The organism is Bacillus sp. S/N-304-OC-R1, from assembly GCF_019749375.1.
Classification (GTDB): Bacteria; Bacillota; Bacilli; order Bacillales; family Cytobacillaceae; genus Cytobacillus.
In genome coordinates this window covers 41,964-60,040 of the sequence record NZ_JACWFE010000025.1, presented here as the reverse complement: position 1 = coordinate 60,040, position 18,077 = coordinate 41,964, and the positions used below count along the sequence as shown (strand labels likewise).

General features: G+C 33.3%; 20 protein-coding genes. 3 read left to right on the top strand and 17 right to left on the bottom strand.

The window, feature by feature from the left end; genetic code table 11:
• Positions 1-20 precede the first annotated feature (20 nt).
• From rfbB to H0173_RS20335, 15 genes are all read right to left on the bottom strand, one after another.
• Positions 21-1,058, bottom strand: a complete 1,038-nt coding sequence (gene rfbB, locus H0173_RS20405) for a dTDP-glucose 4,6-dehydratase (RefSeq protein ID WP_221848624.1) — start codon at positions 1,056-1,058, stop codon at positions 21-23.
• A 21-nt stretch (positions 1,059-1,079) separates the two neighbouring features.
• Positions 1,080-1,979 (bottom strand): glucose-1-phosphate thymidylyltransferase RfbA, encoded by a 900-nt coding sequence (rfbA, locus tag H0173_RS20400; protein ID WP_221848623.1) that lies wholly within the window; start codon positions 1,977-1,979, stop codon positions 1,080-1,082.
• 60 nt (positions 1,980-2,039) lie between these two features.
• On the bottom strand, positions 2,040-3,176 hold the full coding sequence (gene rffA / locus H0173_RS20395) for a dTDP-4-amino-4,6-dideoxygalactose transaminase (protein ID WP_221848622.1): 1,137 nt from the start codon (positions 3,174-3,176) through the stop codon (positions 2,040-2,042).
• Between the two features lie 45 nt (positions 3,177-3,221).
• On the bottom strand, positions 3,222-4,241 hold the full coding sequence (locus H0173_RS20390) for a glycosyltransferase (protein ID WP_221848621.1): 1,020 nt from the start codon (positions 4,239-4,241) through the stop codon (positions 3,222-3,224).
• A 64-nt stretch (positions 4,242-4,305) separates the two neighbouring features.
• Positions 4,306-5,421, bottom strand: coding sequence for a glycosyltransferase (locus H0173_RS20385; RefSeq protein WP_221848620.1), 1,116 nt, complete (start codon positions 5,419-5,421; stop codon positions 4,306-4,308).
• Positions 5,422-5,435: 14 nt separating this feature from the next.
• A complete protein-coding gene (locus H0173_RS20380) occupies positions 5,436-6,437 on the bottom strand; it encodes a glycosyltransferase family 2 protein (protein ID WP_221848619.1) in 1,002 nt (333 codons plus the stop codon).
• A gap of 22 nt (positions 6,438-6,459) precedes the next feature.
• A complete protein-coding gene (locus tag H0173_RS20375) occupies positions 6,460-7,581 on the bottom strand; it encodes an EpsG family protein (RefSeq protein ID WP_221848618.1) in 1,122 nt (373 codons plus the stop codon).
• Positions 7,582-7,614: 33 nt separating this feature from the next.
• Complete coding sequence (locus H0173_RS20370; RefSeq protein ID WP_396021287.1) at positions 7,615-8,289, bottom strand: sugar transferase; 675 nt, start codon at positions 8,287-8,289, stop codon at positions 7,615-7,617.
• Between the two features lie 23 nt (positions 8,290-8,312).
• Positions 8,313-9,197: a UTP--glucose-1-phosphate uridylyltransferase GalU gene (gene galU / locus H0173_RS20365; protein WP_221848616.1), complete on the bottom strand. Its 885-nt coding sequence runs from the start codon at positions 9,195-9,197 to the stop codon at positions 8,313-8,315.
• 749 nt (positions 9,198-9,946) lie between these two features.
• Entirely contained in the window at positions 9,947-10,711 is a 765-nt protein-coding gene (locus H0173_RS20360) for a tyrosine-protein phosphatase (protein ID WP_221848615.1), read from the bottom strand.
• A gap of 56 nt (positions 10,712-10,767) precedes the next feature.
• The gene (locus H0173_RS20355) at positions 10,768-11,460 is read right to left on the bottom strand and encodes a CpsD/CapB family tyrosine-protein kinase (RefSeq protein ID WP_313770678.1); all 693 of its coding nucleotides are present in this window, start codon (positions 11,458-11,460) and stop codon (positions 10,768-10,770) included.
• A 5-nt stretch (positions 11,461-11,465) separates the two neighbouring features.
• Positions 11,466-12,197, bottom strand: a complete 732-nt coding sequence (locus tag H0173_RS20350; RefSeq protein WP_221848614.1) for a YveK family protein — start codon at positions 12,195-12,197, stop codon at positions 11,466-11,468.
• 229 nt (positions 12,198-12,426) lie between these two features.
• The gene (locus tag H0173_RS20345; RefSeq protein ID WP_221848613.1) at positions 12,427-13,194 is read right to left on the bottom strand and encodes a TIGR01457 family HAD-type hydrolase; all 768 of its coding nucleotides are present in this window, start codon (positions 13,192-13,194) and stop codon (positions 12,427-12,429) included.
• A gap of 44 nt (positions 13,195-13,238) precedes the next feature.
• A complete protein-coding gene (locus H0173_RS20340) occupies positions 13,239-13,676 on the bottom strand; it encodes a DUF86 domain-containing protein (RefSeq protein ID WP_221848612.1) in 438 nt (145 codons plus the stop codon).
• 19 nt (positions 13,677-13,695) lie between these two features.
• Positions 13,696-15,000: an EAL domain-containing protein gene (locus tag H0173_RS20335; RefSeq protein ID WP_221848611.1), complete on the bottom strand. Its 1,305-nt coding sequence runs from the start codon at positions 14,998-15,000 to the stop codon at positions 13,696-13,698.
• Between the two features lie 207 nt (positions 15,001-15,207).
• Here H0173_RS20335 and H0173_RS20330 point away from each other — a divergent pair, with 207 nt between their 5' ends.
• Together H0173_RS20330 and H0173_RS20325 are read left to right on the top strand one after the other, a co-directional pair.
• Positions 15,208-15,474: a DUF3055 domain-containing protein gene (locus tag H0173_RS20330; protein WP_221848610.1), complete on the top strand. Its 267-nt coding sequence runs from the start codon at positions 15,208-15,210 to the stop codon at positions 15,472-15,474.
• Positions 15,475-15,583: 109 nt separating this feature from the next.
• Entirely contained in the window at positions 15,584-15,880 is a 297-nt protein-coding gene (locus H0173_RS20325; RefSeq protein WP_221848609.1) for a cytosolic protein, read from the top strand.
• 32 nt (positions 15,881-15,912) lie between these two features.
• Here the strand turns inward: H0173_RS20325 and H0173_RS20320 are convergent, their stop codons facing one another.
• Complete coding sequence (locus tag H0173_RS20320; RefSeq protein WP_221848608.1) at positions 15,913-16,188, bottom strand: YutD family protein; 276 nt, start codon at positions 16,186-16,188, stop codon at positions 15,913-15,915.
• Positions 16,189-16,356: 168 nt separating this feature from the next.
• On the opposite strand from H0173_RS20320, the gene H0173_RS20315 reads away from it, so the two are divergent.
• Positions 16,357-17,049, top strand: a complete 693-nt coding sequence (locus H0173_RS20315) for a YhcN/YlaJ family sporulation lipoprotein (RefSeq protein ID WP_313770677.1) — start codon at positions 16,357-16,359, stop codon at positions 17,047-17,049.
• A 41-nt stretch (positions 17,050-17,090) separates the two neighbouring features.
• Here H0173_RS20315 and lipA read toward each other — a convergent pair whose 3' ends face one another.
• Entirely contained in the window at positions 17,091-18,008 is a 918-nt protein-coding gene (lipA, locus tag H0173_RS20310; RefSeq protein ID WP_221848607.1) for a lipoyl synthase, read from the bottom strand.
• Positions 18,009-18,077 lie beyond the last annotated feature (69 nt).

Genomic DNA, 18,077 nt, shown 5'->3' with positions numbered 1-18,077 from the left:
GCATAGTTAACTTAAAAAATTTAATTATTAGTTTCTTCTTGTTTTACATTAAAAGCTTGCTTCTGTTCTAACCATTCCATATTCTCGATATACCAATCAATTGTCGACTTTATCCCTTCTTCAAACGTATACAGAGGCATCCATCCTAATTCTTTTGTTATTTTAGAATGATCAATCGCATACCTTCTATCGTGCCCTAAACGGTCTTCTACAAATTGAATTAAGTTTTCCCCCTTCCCCAGCTCACTTAAAATATATTTTACTACCTCAATATTCAATTTTTCATTACTGCCGCCAATATTATATACTTCACCGATCTCCCCCATATGAAGCACTAAATCAATAGCTCGGCAATGATCATTTACATGGAGCCAATCCCGTATTTGTTTTCCGTCTCCATAAATTGGAAGGTTTTTTTCTTGTAGTGCATGATGAATTGTTAAAGGTATTAGCTTTTCTGGAAACTGATGGGGACCATAGTTATTGGAACATCTTGTAATATTCATCGGCAAACCATATGTTTCATAATAAGCTCTTACAAGCATATCTGCAGCCGCTTTCGATGCAGAATACGGACTATTTGGCGCTAAGTTAGTCTTTTCTGTAAAGTATCCATTCCTACCTAAAGTTCCATATACTTCATCTGTTGAAATTTGAATAAATTTGACTCCCTTTTTAAATGTTTTGCATTGCTTATTGAATGATTCAACCCTCCAATACCCATTAGAAACGTCCAGTAATGTTTGCGTACCTAAAACATTTGTTTTCAAGAAAGTTTCAGGGTCATCAATACTGCGATCAACATGAGATTCCGCTGCAAAATTAATGACAACATCAATTTCATATTTAATAAAAAGTCTATATAATAGTTCACGATCACATATATTACCTGCAACAAAATGGTAGTGCTTATTGTTCTCGATCTGTTGCAGGTTTCCTAAATCTCCTGCATAAGTTAAAGCATCTAAGTTTATTATTGTATAGTTATAATTAGCTAACATATATTTAATAAAATTCGATCCGATAAACCCTGCTCCACCTGTTACAAGGATTTTCACGATATCCTCTCACCTCCAAGTCTATGAAGAAAACTTTGATGGAAGCGTATTACTCTTATTATCTGCTACTTCCAGTAAGTATTTCCCATAGTCTGTTTTCATTAAAGGACGTGCTAGATTCAGAAGTTGCTTTCTAGAAATATAACCTCTCCGAAAAGCAATTTCTTCTATACAAGCCACATACAATCCTTGGCGTTTTTGAATGGCTTCAACAAAATTGGAAGCCCCTAATAAATCCTCTTTTGTTCCTGTATCGAGCCAGGCTACTCCCCTCCCAAGCAGTCTCACTTGCAGTTCTCCTCGTTCAAGATATTGTTCTATAATTGACGTAATTTCAAGTTCCCCTCGAGAAGATGGTGTCACATTTTTAGCCATCTTTACTACATCATTATCAAAGAAGTACAAACCAGGAACTGCGTACGGTGATTTTGGTTTGTCTGGTTTTTCTTCAATTGAAATTGCATTTTCGTTTTCATCCACTTCAATGACTCCATAAGCCCTAGGGTCTTTTACAAAACAGCCAAAAATAATACCCCCTTTCAACAAGGAGGCAGCTTCCTGTACTCGATTCCCAAAATCTGATCCATAAAAAATATTATCTCCTAATACTAGAGCTACTGGAGAATCACCAATAAACTCTTCACCGATAATAAATGCTTCAGCTAGACCCTTTGGTTTATCTTGAACAGCATATTCAATTTTGATCCCAAGATGAGTACCATCTTCTAACAATTCCTTAAATATCCCAATGTCCCTTGGAGTAGAAATAAGTAATATTTCACGAATTCCGGCTAACATTAAAACAGATAATGGATAATAAATCATTGGCTTATCGTAAATAGGAAGAATTTGTTTAGAAATAGATTTTGTCAGTGGATATAACCGGGTCCCAGACCCCCCTGCTAAAATAATTCCCTTCATATATACCTCCTCGTGCCTAATATTACTTTTTTATTATTTCTTTCAAATTAAATTTTTTGTTCATCCCCAAGACTGGTAATATTCCTTAATTTCTTTACAGACTTTTAATACTTGATCGTTTGTTAATGAGTAATAAAGCGGTAACCGCAATAAACGATCACTTTCAATGGTTGTATAAACATCTTCACCTGCAAACTCTCCACATGTTAATCCAAACTTAGAACTATGCAACGGAACATAGTGAAATGCAGAATAAACATTCTTACTTTTAAGATAGGCTAATAAACTAGTCCTTTCCTTTAAACAATTGGTCTTTATATAAAAAATATGTGCGTTATGCTGACATTCTAACGGAATAATAGGCAATTCTATCAATCCTTCATCTTGTAAATTTTGAAGTTCGCTATAATATAAACTCCAAATGGAACGTCGTTTTTCATTTACCAAATCGGCTTGTTCCAAATGCGCTAGTAAACATGCAGCATTAAGTTCACTAAGTTCATATGAAGAACCTACATCAACCCAAGAATACTTAGCAACTTCCCCGCGAAAAAAAGAGGACCTATCTGTTCCTTTCTCTCGTATTATTTCCGCACGTCTTAAAAACCGATCATCATTAATTAGCAAACTCCCACCTTCACCACAAGAATAGTTTTTAGTTTCGTGAAAACTATATGTTCCTAGATGACCTATAGTTCCAAGAGCCTTATTCTTGTAAGTGCTCATCATACCTTGCGCAGCATCTTCAACAACCCATAAGTTATATTGATCGGCTAATTTCATGATTGTATCCATTTCACAGGAAACACCTGCATAATGTACAGGAACAATCACTTTTGTCCGATTAGTGATTGCCTTTTCAATTTTCGTTTCATCAATATTCATTGTGTCCTTCCTTATATCAACAAATACAATTTTTGCTCCCCTAAGTACAAATGCATTAGCTGTTGAAACAAACGTATAAGAAGGCATAATCACCTCGTCACCATCTTGAATATTTAGGAGGATGGCTGCCATCTCAAGGGAATGAGTACAAGATGTTGTTAGGAGTGACTTTTTAGTATTAAAGCGAGTTTCAATCCACCGCTCACATCTTTTGGTGAAATCACCATTTCCGGAAATTTTATCATTATCAATTGCCATATTAATATACTTAATCTGATTTTCTACCTTAAGTGGTATATTGAAAGGAATCATATTTATAGATTCTCCATTCATTTATTAATTTAAAGGTATTTGGGGTTATCCATAGTGGGATTGTTTTAATTTTTTTTTATATTTATGATAGGTAAACAAAAAAATCCTCAAAAGCCCCGTTTTATATAAACACACCTTTATTAATAGCTTAATATTGACTATTTTATTTAGTGAGATGCATTTTTTTATCGTTATTGGCTGTAATATTCCTTTAAAAAGACTTTGTACTTCTTTTGAACTTTTCATCTGCTCCCTATAAACACTATATTCTGAAAAAAACGCATTACTCTTGTATACAAAATAGGCATCTTCGAAATCTAACATTAAATTTTCCTCAAGTAATATGCTATTAATCATTTGGACAGCGTTTATAAACCCTTTTGCATTATTTGCATTTATTGTATGTGAAATTGATGTATGATTTTGTACATAATGATATAAGGGTTTATTAATGTATTTGCATTTATTGACCTTTGTTAAAACTTTAAACATAGTTGGTATGTCTGAATAGTTAATTTTCGGAAATCTAATATTAAAATCGTTTAGTAAACTGCGTTTTATGAGTTTATTCCATGTATAACCTTCAATCATTTCTTTACCATTTAGAAAGAATTCGCGAATAACTTCTTTTTTAGTAAGAAATTTATTATCAAACTGTGAATGATCGTTGTAGCTAAGAAAGTTCCCATACGCATCAACTCTATCCCAATTGCACACAGCTAAATCTAAATCATTTGCTGCGGCCTCTTTGTATAAAATCTCAATCATATCCAATTCAATGTAATCGTCCCCATCAACAAAGGCAATGTAGTCCCCATTGGCAATATTCAAGCCACGGTTTACTGTCGATGAGTATCCTACATTATCTTGATCCAGGAGTATTATTTTCGAATATTCCCCTGCATAATATTCTAATATTTTTAAACTCCCATCTGTAGAACCATCATTTATGACGATAATTTCAACATCATTAAATGTTTGATTTACAACACTATCGAGACAATTAATTAAGAACTTTTCGCTATTATATACAGGAATGATAATACTCACTTTTGGATGCTTCACCATTGTTCACCACTTTTGAGAGAAAGTTTAATACGTTAAGTGATATTTTATAAAGTAAGATTACTCATTTTTTTTCTATTGTAGAAAAAAATAAATCTTCAAACTCGGGAATAATTTTTTCATAAGAAAAATCATACGCTCGTTTCTTTCTCATCTCTTTACTCGTGTCATTTTGTTCTGTTTTTAATGTTTTCATAATATTCATAGCTAATGCTTTATAATCATTTACAGGAGATAATAGTCCGAATTTTCCGTCCCCTAATATTTCAGCTGGTCCACTTCGACAATCTGTTGATACAACTGGAATGCCTAATGATAAGGCTTCAGCGATCACTACTGAAAAGCCTTCATACCTCGAACTTAAAACAAACACACTAGCGGAACGCATATATTTGTAAGGATTATCAACAAATCCTTTGAAGATCACACTATTATTTACGTTTAATTCATGAGTCAATTTTTCCAGGAATTCTCTTTGTTCCCCTTCTCCTAATATAAGTAATTTGTTTTTTACGTTATTTTCCAACAAATATTCATGAGCTTTAATAAGGACATCAAAGCCCTTCACATCTATCAATCTGCCTGAGCCTAAAATGATTGGTTCCTTTATTTCATCCACATCATTCTTTTCATTCTGCATTCGCTCTATTTCTTCAATTCTAATTGGATTATAAATTCGTTTTACTGGAACTTTAAGCTTTGGGAACATTTTCTGAAATGAGTCTTTTGCTCCATTTGAAACCGCTACGATCACCTTTAATTTTGTATAAAACTTGCTTATGAGAAACTTATGAATTTTATTATTTGTCTTTGGATGTTTTTGTACATCTGTGTGTACCCATCCTATTGCTGGCTTCTTTGTTAAGGCTGAGGCAATAGAAGATAAATAAGTAGGAGTCATTTCTAATGAACCAATAACCAAATCCACATTTTCAGCAGCTCTTTTTACTTCCGTAATAACTTTAATAGGATGGAAAATTGTTTTTTCTCTTTCAGTGAGAACTTTTATAATATTTACATTTTCAGGTATTGAATATATTAAATCACCAAAATAATTTACTACTAATATGGTAGACTCGAAATACTTATGATTTAAATTCCTTATTAAGTCTAGTGTTACCCTTTCGGCTCCTCCTCCTTGGAGGCTCTGCATAATAAATAATATTTTTATCTTTGTCACTAAAGATTCTCCGTTCATCTTTTACCAATATTTCTAACTATAAGAATAAGTATCGTATATGCAGTAGCAATAAACCCCTTACCGATATTATCTATTCTTTCAATATAGTTTTCTCCAAATCTGTTAGTGAAGTAATCAGTATTATTTAATAAGAAATAATTAGTTTTCCAATTATCAAAAAAGCTATAAACTAAAATTCTAGTTAATTTCATTTTTTTATAAAAACCGACAAAATTTAATTTATAATATTTCAATTGCCGGTACATATTCGACCACATTAAAATTTTTACAAATTGATAGCATAGCCCTTCATTATTCATTACTGAGAGTGCATTTTTCGTCTGGTAAAAAGAATAAGTATCCTCTAAAGCATCATAGATGTCATTTACTTTTGGTGAGATTGTTGTAAGGATACTGCCTTTCCGATTTTTTCTATACTTATATAAAGGTTTATTGATATAAATATAATTATCAACATATAAAAGTATTTTATAAATGGTACCAACATCCTCATAAATCTTTCCTTTTGGGAATTTCACTTCATTAAATAGACTTGTCTTATACACTTTATTCCACGCACTTGGCTGTACTGTCCATAACTCTTTAGGAAACTCTATCCCCTTTATAAGATTGGTGTAGTTATCTTCACCAACATCCATCCAATCAAATATAATCATGTCTGGCTGGCTTTTTAATGCTTCAAAAACTTCAGAAAAATAATTCTCTGCGATATAATCATCACTATCTATAAAGGTTACATAATTATATTGCACATATTGAAGTCCATAATTTCTTGCATCTGATAATCCTCCGTTTTCTTTACATACATAGAAAAAATGTGGATGTTGATTAGCAAATCCTTTAGCAATATCTCCAGACTGATCTTTTGATCCATCATTCACAAGGATTACTTGGATATCCGAATAATTCCCCATGCTTTTAACAACGGATTGTAAACAATCTTCAAGATAATCCTGAACGTTATAGATTGGTATGATTAGACTAAGTCCGTTCACATCATCTCTCCTCAACTACAAATTAGCTGATAAATAAACGATATGGCACAACACCAGCTATATTGATATAAAGCCTCAACGCAAAATATAATATCCAAAAACCAGCAATTAATATGACAAATAGGCCATGAAACCTCCTTTTACTATTCAGTAAAAGGTGAATCAAAATAGGATAATAATATAAGTTAAAGCATGAAAAGTATATTTGTATTCGATCAATAGCCTCAATACCTGCTAAAGAGTATAACCACAAATTCACAATAACAAGATTTGTACTAAAGTGGTACAGCTTATAATTAATTTTTAAATCCTTTTCATCTTCAGGAAAATATAAGGAAATCGAAACGATGATCATCTGAATAATAACGGGGATTAATTGCAATATACCTTTGTCTTTATTTACTTCAAAAAAGAAGTCTAAATTTGTTGTGTACTTTTCTGCGTATATTCCGGAGATATTAATAATTATGTCCCCTACCATATTCTTAAATCCTGGTAGAAAATATAGAACAATTGTCAATAAAAATAAAGGAATAACTAGCTTACTATTAAACTTTTTCTTAGGTATGAAGAAAAGTAAAATAGTAAAAATAACACTATTATGAAATAAAAGTGCTAAGAAAATAACGATTATATACTTTAGTCTATCTCCCTTATTATTTGTAAGTAAATAATTCACGAAACAAAAAATAATAGAGACAGCGATCATTTGACGTATTTGGTTATAACTATTCAAATACGTATATGTCAGAATAAAAAATAATAAGCTAATTAAATAATTAGGAAGATTCTTCTTTATACCTAAAAAAATAAAAAAGAGAAAAGCGAAATAAACACTAACAGAAAAGACATAAAAGTTATCATATTTAACTGCCAATTCATATATAAAACTGACACCAGGTTCCAGCAGGTCAATATATGCTTTATTAAGGAAAAAACTATAATACATTGGATAATCTACGCCAACCTCTACACCTTTAAAGGCTGCCAGTCCTAACAGAATCATAAACCAAAAAAATAATGTAATGTTACTTCGAGCTACATAAAATTCATTGCTGCTCGTGTTAATATTCCGTACAACTGTCACTCTTGAAAGAAATAGACCGTATAATAGCGTAATGGATAATAAAAAATAAATGACCATTGCTCCACCTTTTTATTGTCAAAATCCATTTATTTAATAGGCTCCTTTTCTAAAAATAACTTGAATTACTGTCTTAATAATGATTTTTATATCTAGTAATATAGTTTTATTAAAAACATAATACAGTTCAATATTGACACGTTCAGGGTATCCCACTTCACTTCTCCCGCTTGCTTGCCAATAACCTGTCATTCCAGGTTTTACAGAAAGAAACTCCTTTTTTCTATCTTTATATTTGTTTAACTCTTCTAAAACTACAGGTCTTGGGCCAACTAAGCTCATATCACCTTTTAATACATTAAAAAATTGTGGTAATTCATCTATACTCGTTTTCCTTATAAATATTCCAAATTTTGTAACCCTCGGATCTTCGCTTGGTTCTATTTTAAAGTTATTTCGCAAGTACTTTTGATAAAGAACTTCATTTTCTTTTAACTTATTTTCTGCATCAATAACCATGGATCGAAATTTATATATTATAAATTTTTTACCGTTTTTCCCGATTCTCTCCTGTTTAAAAAACATTGGACCTTTATTTTTACCAAAAAGATAAAAAACTGAAAAGACTATAATGAACGGCAAAGTTAAAATAATGCCAAATATTGATCCAACAATATCAATTATCCTTTTTGTGAAATGGTATAGGAGGCTACTGTTACATTTTCCAACCTCCTCTAATGACTTATTATTAAAATCAGCTTCAGCCAATTTATTTTGTTTCAGCAAGTCATTCACCCCAAAGTTGTATACTTGTTCTCGATGATTTTTTTCAAATATGTTATTACTTCATCCTTTAACTCATCGTTTTGCAAAGCAAATTCAATAGTTGTTAAGATAAATCCAATTTTCTCTCCTACATCATATCTTTTTCCATCAAAGTCATAAGCAAATACTTTTTGAATTTCGTTTAATTTTTGAATGGCATCAGTTAGCTGGATTTCCCCACCTGCTCCAATTTCTTGTTTTTCTAAAAAATTGAAAATCTCAGGGGTTAAAATGTATCTGCCCATTATCGCTAAGTTAGATGGAGCTGTTCCTTTTACAGGTTTTTCAACGAAACTTAAAACCTCATAACGCCTGCCTATTTTGTTACATGGGGCTACAATTCCATAACGGTGAGTTTCATTATCAGACACAGTTTGTACACCAATGATTGACGATTGCGTTTTTTCGTACTCATTCATTAACTGTTTTAGACAAGGAGTTTTGGCTTGTATAATATCATCGCCCAATAATACTGCGAAAGGCTCATCACCAACAAATTTTCTCGCGCACCACACCGCATGGCCTAAACCTTTTGGTTCCTTTTGTCTAATATAGTGAATATCTACTTTGGAAGGGGCTTGAACCTTTTCTAGTAATTCGAATTTATTTTTTTCCATTAAGTTGTATTCAAGCTCGAAAGCATTATCAAAATGGTCTTCAATGGAACGTTTTCCCTTCCCTGTAACGATAATGATGTCTTCGATGCCTGAAGCAACCGCTTCTTCGACAATATATTGAATAGTTGGTTTATCAACGATTGGCAACATTTCTTTTGGCATTGCCTTTGTTACAGGTAAAAACCTTGTTCCTAGCCCAGCTGCTGGTATTATTGCTTTACGCACTTTTTCCATTTACTTTTCACCCTTTCTTGCACAGTTAAAAGCTCATAAACATAAACAAAAATGGGCATCTAACCCGTCCTCACACCACACTTTCGACGACTTGCATCTAAGGTCTTTCAACCCACAGTATGATCGAGTGAATCCATTGATAAGGGTAAGGAAACATCACCCTATGAAAATAGCTAGTCACTAAAATCGAACATCCAAAAGTGGCCCTACATGAAAAATTAGGTATTTTACATTAGCAAAAGACATCTAATTTTTTTGAATGTGTTAGGAAATCCTTCCTATTTAAAATATGGCTCTATCCCTCATTTAAGAACTTTTCATTCAATTGAACTAACATAAATAATTTTCCTTAGTTGTAAAGGCTATAATAAATCTATTTATTTTATTTAGTTAACGCACTTTTTATTATTTCTAATGAACAGAAACGATATTTTTGTTATTTTAAACAAAAAAATGGGTATAATTATTCTAAAAAACAATAAGAGCGAATTTCTCATCTATCCATTAGTTAGTATTATTTTCGCCGAAAGTACTATAATTAGCTCTGAATAAATAATTTGTGTGAATCAAGATCCATTACATACAGACTATTCCCTTTATTTGATTTTGTTTCAATAATTTTTTTAAAATAGGCTGTCCAAAAAATTAACAAAACCCTTTTTGTGCACATCCCATATATTTTTTATCAAAAAAATCGCCTACATTTGTAAATCGTTGTATGAACAACCAATTTACAAATGTAGACGATTTTATAAATAGAACCATTTATTTTTTTTGATCAATAGTGCTTCTTTTCGATCTATTCCTTTACTCTCCAATAGTGCACTTGCATTATAATTAAATAATTCAACATAATCTTTTCCAAATTCCTCGTATAATACATCATAAGCCTCAATTATATTAAACGAATTTCTAGATAATCGATGGGAGTCAGATGCAATAAAATGAGTCAGATTATGTTTAATTAATTGAATCGAAAACTTTTTGAGCTGTTTGCCATTCTGTCCAGTTAGACTTGATGCAGTAATTTGTGTAGCCGCTCCATTCCTAACCAATTGATGTAAAATATCTGGATTCTTCCTTATCTGAATATTTCTTTCTGGATGCACGATTATGGGGGTGATTCCTTCCAATTGAATATTGAATAATAATTTTTCAGAATAAGCAGGTACATGTGAATTCGGTAATTCAATTAGTAAATATTTATGTTTATTATTTAAGGTCAATATTTTCCCAGATTTATAATCATCAAGAAGCTCGCCATAAATACGGGGTTCTTGTCCAGGCAAAATTTTTACAGGAATTTTTTTTTGCTTTAACTTTGAATTTAGCATATTAACTTTTGCGAGAATTCTGTTTGCCTTATTATCATGCCAACCATTTTTGTGATGAGGTGTTGCAAAAATAGTCGTTATTCCTTTACTTGCTGCATGCCTTGCCATTCCAATACTTTCGATAAGGTCTCTAGCCCCATCATCAATCCCAGGGAGAATATGACAATGAATATCAATCACTATATTCACTCCCTTCCTTTTTTAGGATTCTCTTCATTATTTAATAATGATGAATTTTACTTATAATAATAATAATAATCGTCGTTATGTTCCCCTTTTGTTTTATTTAGTATTACTCCCAATATCCTTGCATTTACATTCATTAATAAGTTTTTTGCCTTTTCAGCTTGTGCAAACTTTGTCTTACCATAATTAATTACCAAAATTACCCCATCACACTGATTAGCAAGTATTTGAGCATCAGTTACAGCTAGGATTGGAGGTGTATCAATAATAATAAAATCAAACTCTTTTCTAATTACTGCTAATAAATTTCTCAAAGATTTTGAACTTAGTAGTTCTGAAGGGTTAGGTGTAAGTGGTCCACTTGTCAAAACGTAGAGATTATTAATTTTTGTTTCCTTTATTGCTTCCATTAAAGGAGTTTGTTTAATAAGAATTGTAGTTAATCCAATAATATTACTTTTCTTAAATACTTCATGAACCTTTGGTTTTCGAAAATCTGCATCTATTAACAAAACTTTTTTTCCTTGTTGTGCAAACACAATAGCTAAATTGACTGTAGTTACTGTTTTGCCTTCACCAGGAGATGAAGATGTAATCATAATCATGCGGTTTTCTCGATCAATATTAGAGTATTCAATATTTGTTCGAATCGTTCGGTATTGCTCTGAAATTGGCGATTTTGGATTTTTCATTGTGATTATTTCTCTTGAATCTATTTTTTCCTTCTTTGTAAAAAGTCCCACTTTTTTCACTCCTGCCCTTTTCTTATTTTCATTTTTCTATTTTTTTCTATTTGAAAATCACTTGCTGATTTTAGTGGTATCGATCCTAATACTGGTAAATCTAATGTTGATTTAATATCATGCTCCGATTTAATCGTATCGTCTAAGTATTCTAGAAGAAATATTAGACCAATAGAAATTAATAGACTAGCTATAAAAATAATTAACATATTTAAAATTGGCCGAGGCTTAATTGGATCTCTGCTTGTTTCTTCATTAGCTTTTGATAATATTGTTACATTATCAACATTCATAATTACTTTTATTTCGTTCATAAACCTATTAGCTATCGTATCCGCAATTTCTACTGCCATTTTTTGTTCCTTATCCTGAACAGAAATGGTGACTACTTGTGAATTTTGTTCACTAGATATACTAATTTGTTTACTCAGTTCCTTTAAAGATCTCTCTATGTTCAATTCTGCTTTTACTTTATCTAAAATTACTGGAGATTTAATAATAACTCTATACGTATTAATTAATTCCAAATTTGTACGCACATCAAGAAGCTTGCCAGATTCTTGATCTGGATTTTTCTGATTGATTAGTAGCTGAGTAGAAGCTTCGTAAATTGGAGTTAAAAATTGATAACTGATGATTCCCGTAGCAATAACTGAAAGTGATACAATTATTACAAGAAGTACTACGCGTTTCTTAATAATTTTTAAAATATCATTAATTTTTATACGTTCCTCCATTAATTAAACCTCCAATAAAATATTGAATATTCTCTTAAACAATCTAATTTTGTATTATATATATGCAATAGAAATACTATTCAATATAGTTAATTATCTGTAATTAAGATTTAATTCTATTTTTAGAAAACATATGTGTCCATAATAAAAAGGATGGAGCTATTTCCATCCTTTTTATTTCAAACGTTGTTACGTTTAAAGACTGATATTAATTTTAATAATTACATTCCTATAAAAACGCCCACTCATCTAGCGTATTCACCACATAAGTCGGTTTCTTCTCATATCCTACAAGTAATTCCTTCGTCGTTACCCCAGTATGTACAAGCAGTGTATCCAACCCTGCATTCATTCCGGCTAAAATGTCTGTATCATAATTATCCCCTACCATAAGGGTTTCTTCCTTTTTAGTTCCAAGTACTTGAAGTGCCTGTTCCATTATAATGGATTCCGGCTTTCCGATAAAAATCGGCTGAGATTGCGTCGATACGGTAATAACAGATGTTAATGATCCATTACCTGGTAATAAGCCTCTTTCTGTCGGGATTGCAATATCTCCATTTGTTGAAATAAAGGTCGCACCATTTCTCACTGCTAAACAAGCAACTGTCAGCTTTTCATAACTAATCGAGCGATCAATTCCAATAACAACATAATCGGCATGCTCTTCAGCAAATTGGAATCCCTTTTCTTCAAGAGCCGTTCTGATTCCTTCCTCTCCGATCACATATACCGAAGCATCTTTCTGCTGTTCGTATATGTAATTGGCAGTAGCCAAACTAGTTGTAAACACCTGCTCCTCACTGGCTTGAATCTTAAATCTGCGCAGTTTTTCTGCTACTTGTGCAGGAGTTCTGGAAGAATTGTTGGTGACGAATAAATAAGGAATATTCCGTGCACGAAGCTGGGTTACAAACGCAGCAGCCTCTTTAATTAATTCGGAACCACGATACATAGTACCGTCCAAATCAATTAAATATCCTTTATATTTGGACAAATCAATCACTCCTAATCAGGTGAAAACTGCTCAAAGGTGGTTAATTAGTTCCGGAATGCAGACACGGGACCCAGCTCATGCAGTAAGTATGCCCTTACTTTCTCTGGAAATTGCTTTAGTACAGACAAATGCTGGCTAAATTGTGCTTGTACCTCATTATGGTTTACTTCTATATAGTTTTGAACAAGCATTTTGCGGTATTTAATAATCTGCTTGCAGCTGTTTGTTAACTCGTCATGGATAACCTTTTCATCATCGAGAATATCAACTATATCATCATAGCTTCCCGGATCCCGCATAATAAAACCATCGATCATCGCATTTCCAACATCAAGAATGGATTCGATTATTAACTGGCTTGTGCGTTCAAGTGCTGCTTTCTCAAGCTTTGAAGTTAGCTCCTTTATTTCTTCAAAAAGCGTGAACTGCTCTTCTAAAAAAACAAGTGTAGCTTCAATTTTTTCCCGATCAACAAAATACATGATTTTCACCTTTCTTCGATTACGATAGCTTTAATCCTTTTTCTAAATAATCCGGACGAGCATAGTAATACCCTTGAGCTAAATCAACCTTATTTCTAGAAAGGACTAAAGCTTCCTCTTTATTTTCAATTCCTTCAGCCACGACTAAAGAGCCCGCTTCCTTGGCAATAATTAATAATCCTTTTAGCATCGACTCTTTTACAGCATTCTTGTCAATATCTTGAATAACCGACCGATCAATCTTTATAATATCCGGCATAATTTCACTTATCGAGTGCAGGCTCGCATATCCTGCACCGGTATCATCAACGGCTACTCGGAAGCCAAGCATTCTTAACACCTTTATATTGTATAAAAAGTTCTCCATCCCTTCAATGGCATCACGCTCTGTAATTTCTAGCGTAATTTGTCGTGGAGAAATATTTTTGTTCTTTGACAGCAACTTCCTTATGTCACGAATAAATCGTTCATGCCCTAATGTGATAGGAGTAAAGTTAATAAAAATATCTTGTGTGCAGCCAGTAGATTGAATTTGATTAATTGTTTTTTCAAATACAATTAGTTCTAAATCATATAGCATACCGGTTTGCCTTGCAATAGAAAAGAGCTGCAGTGGATTTTCTAATGTCGAACCCTTTGGTCCGCGGGTTAGCATTTCCCATGCTCTTACCTCTCCAGTAGCAATATCAATAATTGGCTGCGCCAGAAGATAAATATCCTTCTGTGCGACAATTTTGCTTACTAAATACAGCATATCATTATACTCGGACTGAACCTTCTTTTCTGCCATTGAAAGAGCATGTTGATTAGCTTTCAAAATCGCTTCTTGAATAGAGTAATGCCTTTTTTCAATAAACATATAACCTGTTTCAAAGTTTGGTTTGGCAAATGGTATTTGTTCATGGAGTCTTTTCTCAGTTTGCCTTAAAATCTTTTTCATTTTTTTATCAATATCTGTTACAGAATGACTATCATGGTTCACCTTCAAGAAAAGTGTTAGGCCATCGCTTGAATAATCATGAAGTGCAATCACTTCCTCTGCCTTCACTTCTTCTTCGATTACTACTTTAAATGTTTTCTTTAATAAATGAATAAAATGCGTATAACCTTGGTCCCCAAGCTGTTCAGGCAATTCACGCAGATTTTTAATATTGAACACAACCACCGCCACTTCATACCCACCATCAAAAGCTTTTCTCACTGCTTTCGTAATCGGGTCACGAATAATGAATTGCGGCGGATAAAACTTTAGCTTGTCTATTGGCAGTAAGATTTTGAGCCATTTCCTAAGATTAGTGAATTTCTTTATATATGGGTGAGCCATGGTTTCATTCCTCTCAGATGCAGCGTCAAATATTACATATACCACCATTTTATCACAAAGTTCGAGTGAATCCCCCAATATTAGAAACATTTTAGGACAAATGAAATTTTAACCAGGTGGAAGCAGTGAGAATTAATCCTATTTCTGATATGATAGAAATAAGTAAACTGTAAGATAAAAGATGTATATTTAAAGGGGTATTTAAAAATGGCCGAACGATTTTTTTTATATGATGATATGGTAAATACCAAAACACGCTTTGTTAGCTTTATGGGTGAAAATCAACGCTTTGATTTAGCTATTATTCAATCTGATCGATATTACGGAAAGCAGATAGTCCTTGACATACAAGGCAGCCGCTTTGCCATTATTGGGCCAGATGATTTAAAAGAAGAAGGGTATCTGGAATATGCTTTTAATCTTTCCGAAGAAGATGCAGAAGAATTGCGCTCCTTCTTATATGAATTAGTTTAACTTGTTTAAAGATTATTCTTCCCGTTTATTATTAGCATTAACACAAATAATAAAGGAGAGCCTGCGCTAAGGTTCTCCTTTATCATTTGTAATTTAAAGGGGTGGAATAGTGGATAAGAAGGAAGAAGAGCGTGAATATACAGAGTTGTCAAATGTAGAAAAGCGGAGAAATTATTTGGCGAAAGAAGACTTTCCTGATGGGCCGTATGGGTCGCCTATTCGAAGACACGAGCCTGTGGAACTTAAAAGTACACCATTTCGAGACGAACAGCGGCAGTATAGCAATTTTGCCTATGAAAATAAGACGCTTCACGAAGACATGCCACGTCAGATGGAAGGTTCCCATCCAACCCATGATGACCCTGATAAAAGCATGGAGCCTCCATATGATGATTATCAGAAATAGAAAAAGGCAATCTGTTGATTGCCTTTTTCGCATTATTTATTTACTTTTTTTGCCACAAAATAAGCACAGCCAAAATTACAGAATTCATATAAATATTCCGTTAATGTACTTATCTTTGTATCGAAGGTTGCTTTTTGATTCTGGTCATCAAAGAAACCGCGCAGCCTAAGCTGGCCATAGCCCCAATCCCCTACAATATAATCATATCGAGTTAGAATATCACTATACCTGCCGCGAAAAGCCTCTTCATTAAAACCATCTCTTATATCTTCAATTACTTCATAGCAAACATTATTAATACAAATCAAATCATATCACCTCAAGTATAAAAACAGCGTTCGTTATTCACCATTATATTGGAAATGTCTGTATTTCGAAAGCACTTCTTAAAAAAGACCTATATTTAAATTATAACTGATACCCCATCAATTTCTATGAGAAAAAAATAATCTGCTGGTTATTCTATAATCAAGGGGGTGCTTCACATTAAAAAATCATTGGTGATCTTAGGTATATGCGGAATTACTGCGTTAACGGCTTGTCAAAGCAATAAGTTGGCTGGTGAGGGAGATGGCATTTACGAGCGCAGCGGTAATACTCTAAATGTTAACACTCAACGTCCTGAATTATATAACCGTGATACCGATAACAATAATGGAAACTTCATGAACAATCGGAATACGGACAACAATACAAATAATAATTTTGGATATGTTCGTCACCAAAAAAGCCCAATAATGGGCGAGAATGTAAACAATAGCTATGGGGTGATAAATCGAGAGCAGCTCGCTGATATGATTTCCGCCTATTGCGCAGATATCAACGATGTAGATGACATTTCTACACTTGTGACAGATGAAGAAGTTCTCGTTATTTATTCGACAGATTCTAAGGATCGGAACCTGACTGCAGATCAAGTAAAGAAAACTGCCATGTCTGTTGTTCCAAGATGGTACCATGTATATGTGAGTGATAATACATCCCTTCGCCGTTATGTTGAAAACTTTGCTACCAATAGTCCTAACACAAAAAGTGTGAATAACGGACTAAATAAAGTCATTAAGGAAATGCTTAAATCTCCACAAGGATACAAAATGGGGAATGGCGAAAATGAAAATGGCGAAAAGATAGGCGAGAAGTACAATAATAACAATCGAAATATGAAATAATAAAGAAGGGTCAGCTATAATGCTGAACCCTTCTTTCCTTATTATGCTTTTTTAAGTTCGATTTCTCCTAATTCCTGCTGACGCTTCGCTGCAGCATTAACTTGTTCGTCAGCATGATATGATGAACGTACAAGTGGACCTGCTTCACAATGATTAAAACCTTTGCTTAGTGCAATTTCCTTGAGCTCCTGGAATTCATCTGGATGATAATACTTCACTACCTTTAGATGTTTTTTCGAAGGCTGCAAGTATTGGCCGATTGTCATAATATCAACATGATGTGCTCTTAAATCATCCATAACCGCGATAATTTCTTCTTTTGTTTCCCCTAACCCAGTCATCAGACTGGATTTTGTTGGGATATCCGGCTGCATTTCCTTAGCACGTTTCAAAAACTCTAAAGAACGGTGATACTGGGCACGAGCTCTTACTCTCGGTGTAAGACGCTCAACAGTCTCTATATTATGGTTTAATATATCAGGACGTGCATCCATTAGTGTTTTTAAGTTTTCGTATACTCCGCCCATATCTGAAGGCAGAACTTCAATACTTGTAAAAGGATTCTTTCTTCGAATAGCTCTCACTGTTTCAGCAAATACAGCTGCTCCGCCATCCTTAAGATCATCCCTAGCCACTGCAGTGACAACTACATGCTTTAGATTCATAAGAGCAACTGAATCTGCTACTCTTTCCGGTTCTGCCCAATCTAACTCTGTAGGCAAACCGGTCTTAACCGCACAGAAACGGCAAGCACGTGTACATGTATCACCAAGGATCATGAAAGTAGCTGTTCTTCTTACTGCCCAGCATTCATGTATATTTGGACATTTAGCCTCTTCACATACAGTATGAAGGCTTTTTTCCCTCATCATTTTCTTTAATCCGGTATAGTTTTCATTCGTGTTTAATTTTATTTTTAGCCACTCTGGCTTACGTATATATTCCTCTTTTGTGCTCAAATTTTCCACTCCCTATTAGAAATAGCGAAAGCGCCTTATCCAGCCCCATCAAGCATAAGACAAGTGGTA

Coding starts and splice junctions, on each gene's coding strand:
- H0173_RS20335 (WP_221848611.1), bottom strand. CDS start 15,000: ATGGCTCACCCATATATAAAGAAATTCACTAATCTTAGGAAATGGCTC.
- rfbA (WP_221848623.1), bottom strand. CDS start 1,979: ATGAAGGGAATTATTTTAGCAGGGGGGTCTGGGACCCGGTTATATCCA.
- H0173_RS20340 (WP_221848612.1), bottom strand. CDS start 13,676: ATGTATTTTGTTGATCGGGAAAAAATTGAAGCTACACTTGTTTTTTTA.
- H0173_RS20350 (WP_221848614.1), bottom strand. CDS start 12,197: ATGGAGGAACGTATAAAAATTAATGATATTTTAAAAATTATTAAGAAA.
- galU (WP_221848616.1), bottom strand. CDS start 9,197: ATGGAAAAAGTGCGTAAAGCAATAATACCAGCAGCTGGGCTAGGAACA.
- H0173_RS20375 (WP_221848618.1), bottom strand. CDS start 7,581: ATGGTCATTTATTTTTTATTATCCATTACGCTATTATACGGTCTATTT.
- H0173_RS20330 (WP_221848610.1), top strand. CDS start 15,208: ATGGCCGAACGATTTTTTTTATATGATGATATGGTAAATACCAAAACA.
- rffA (WP_221848622.1), bottom strand. CDS start 3,176: ATGATTCCTTTCAATATACCACTTAAGGTAGAAAATCAGATTAAGTAT.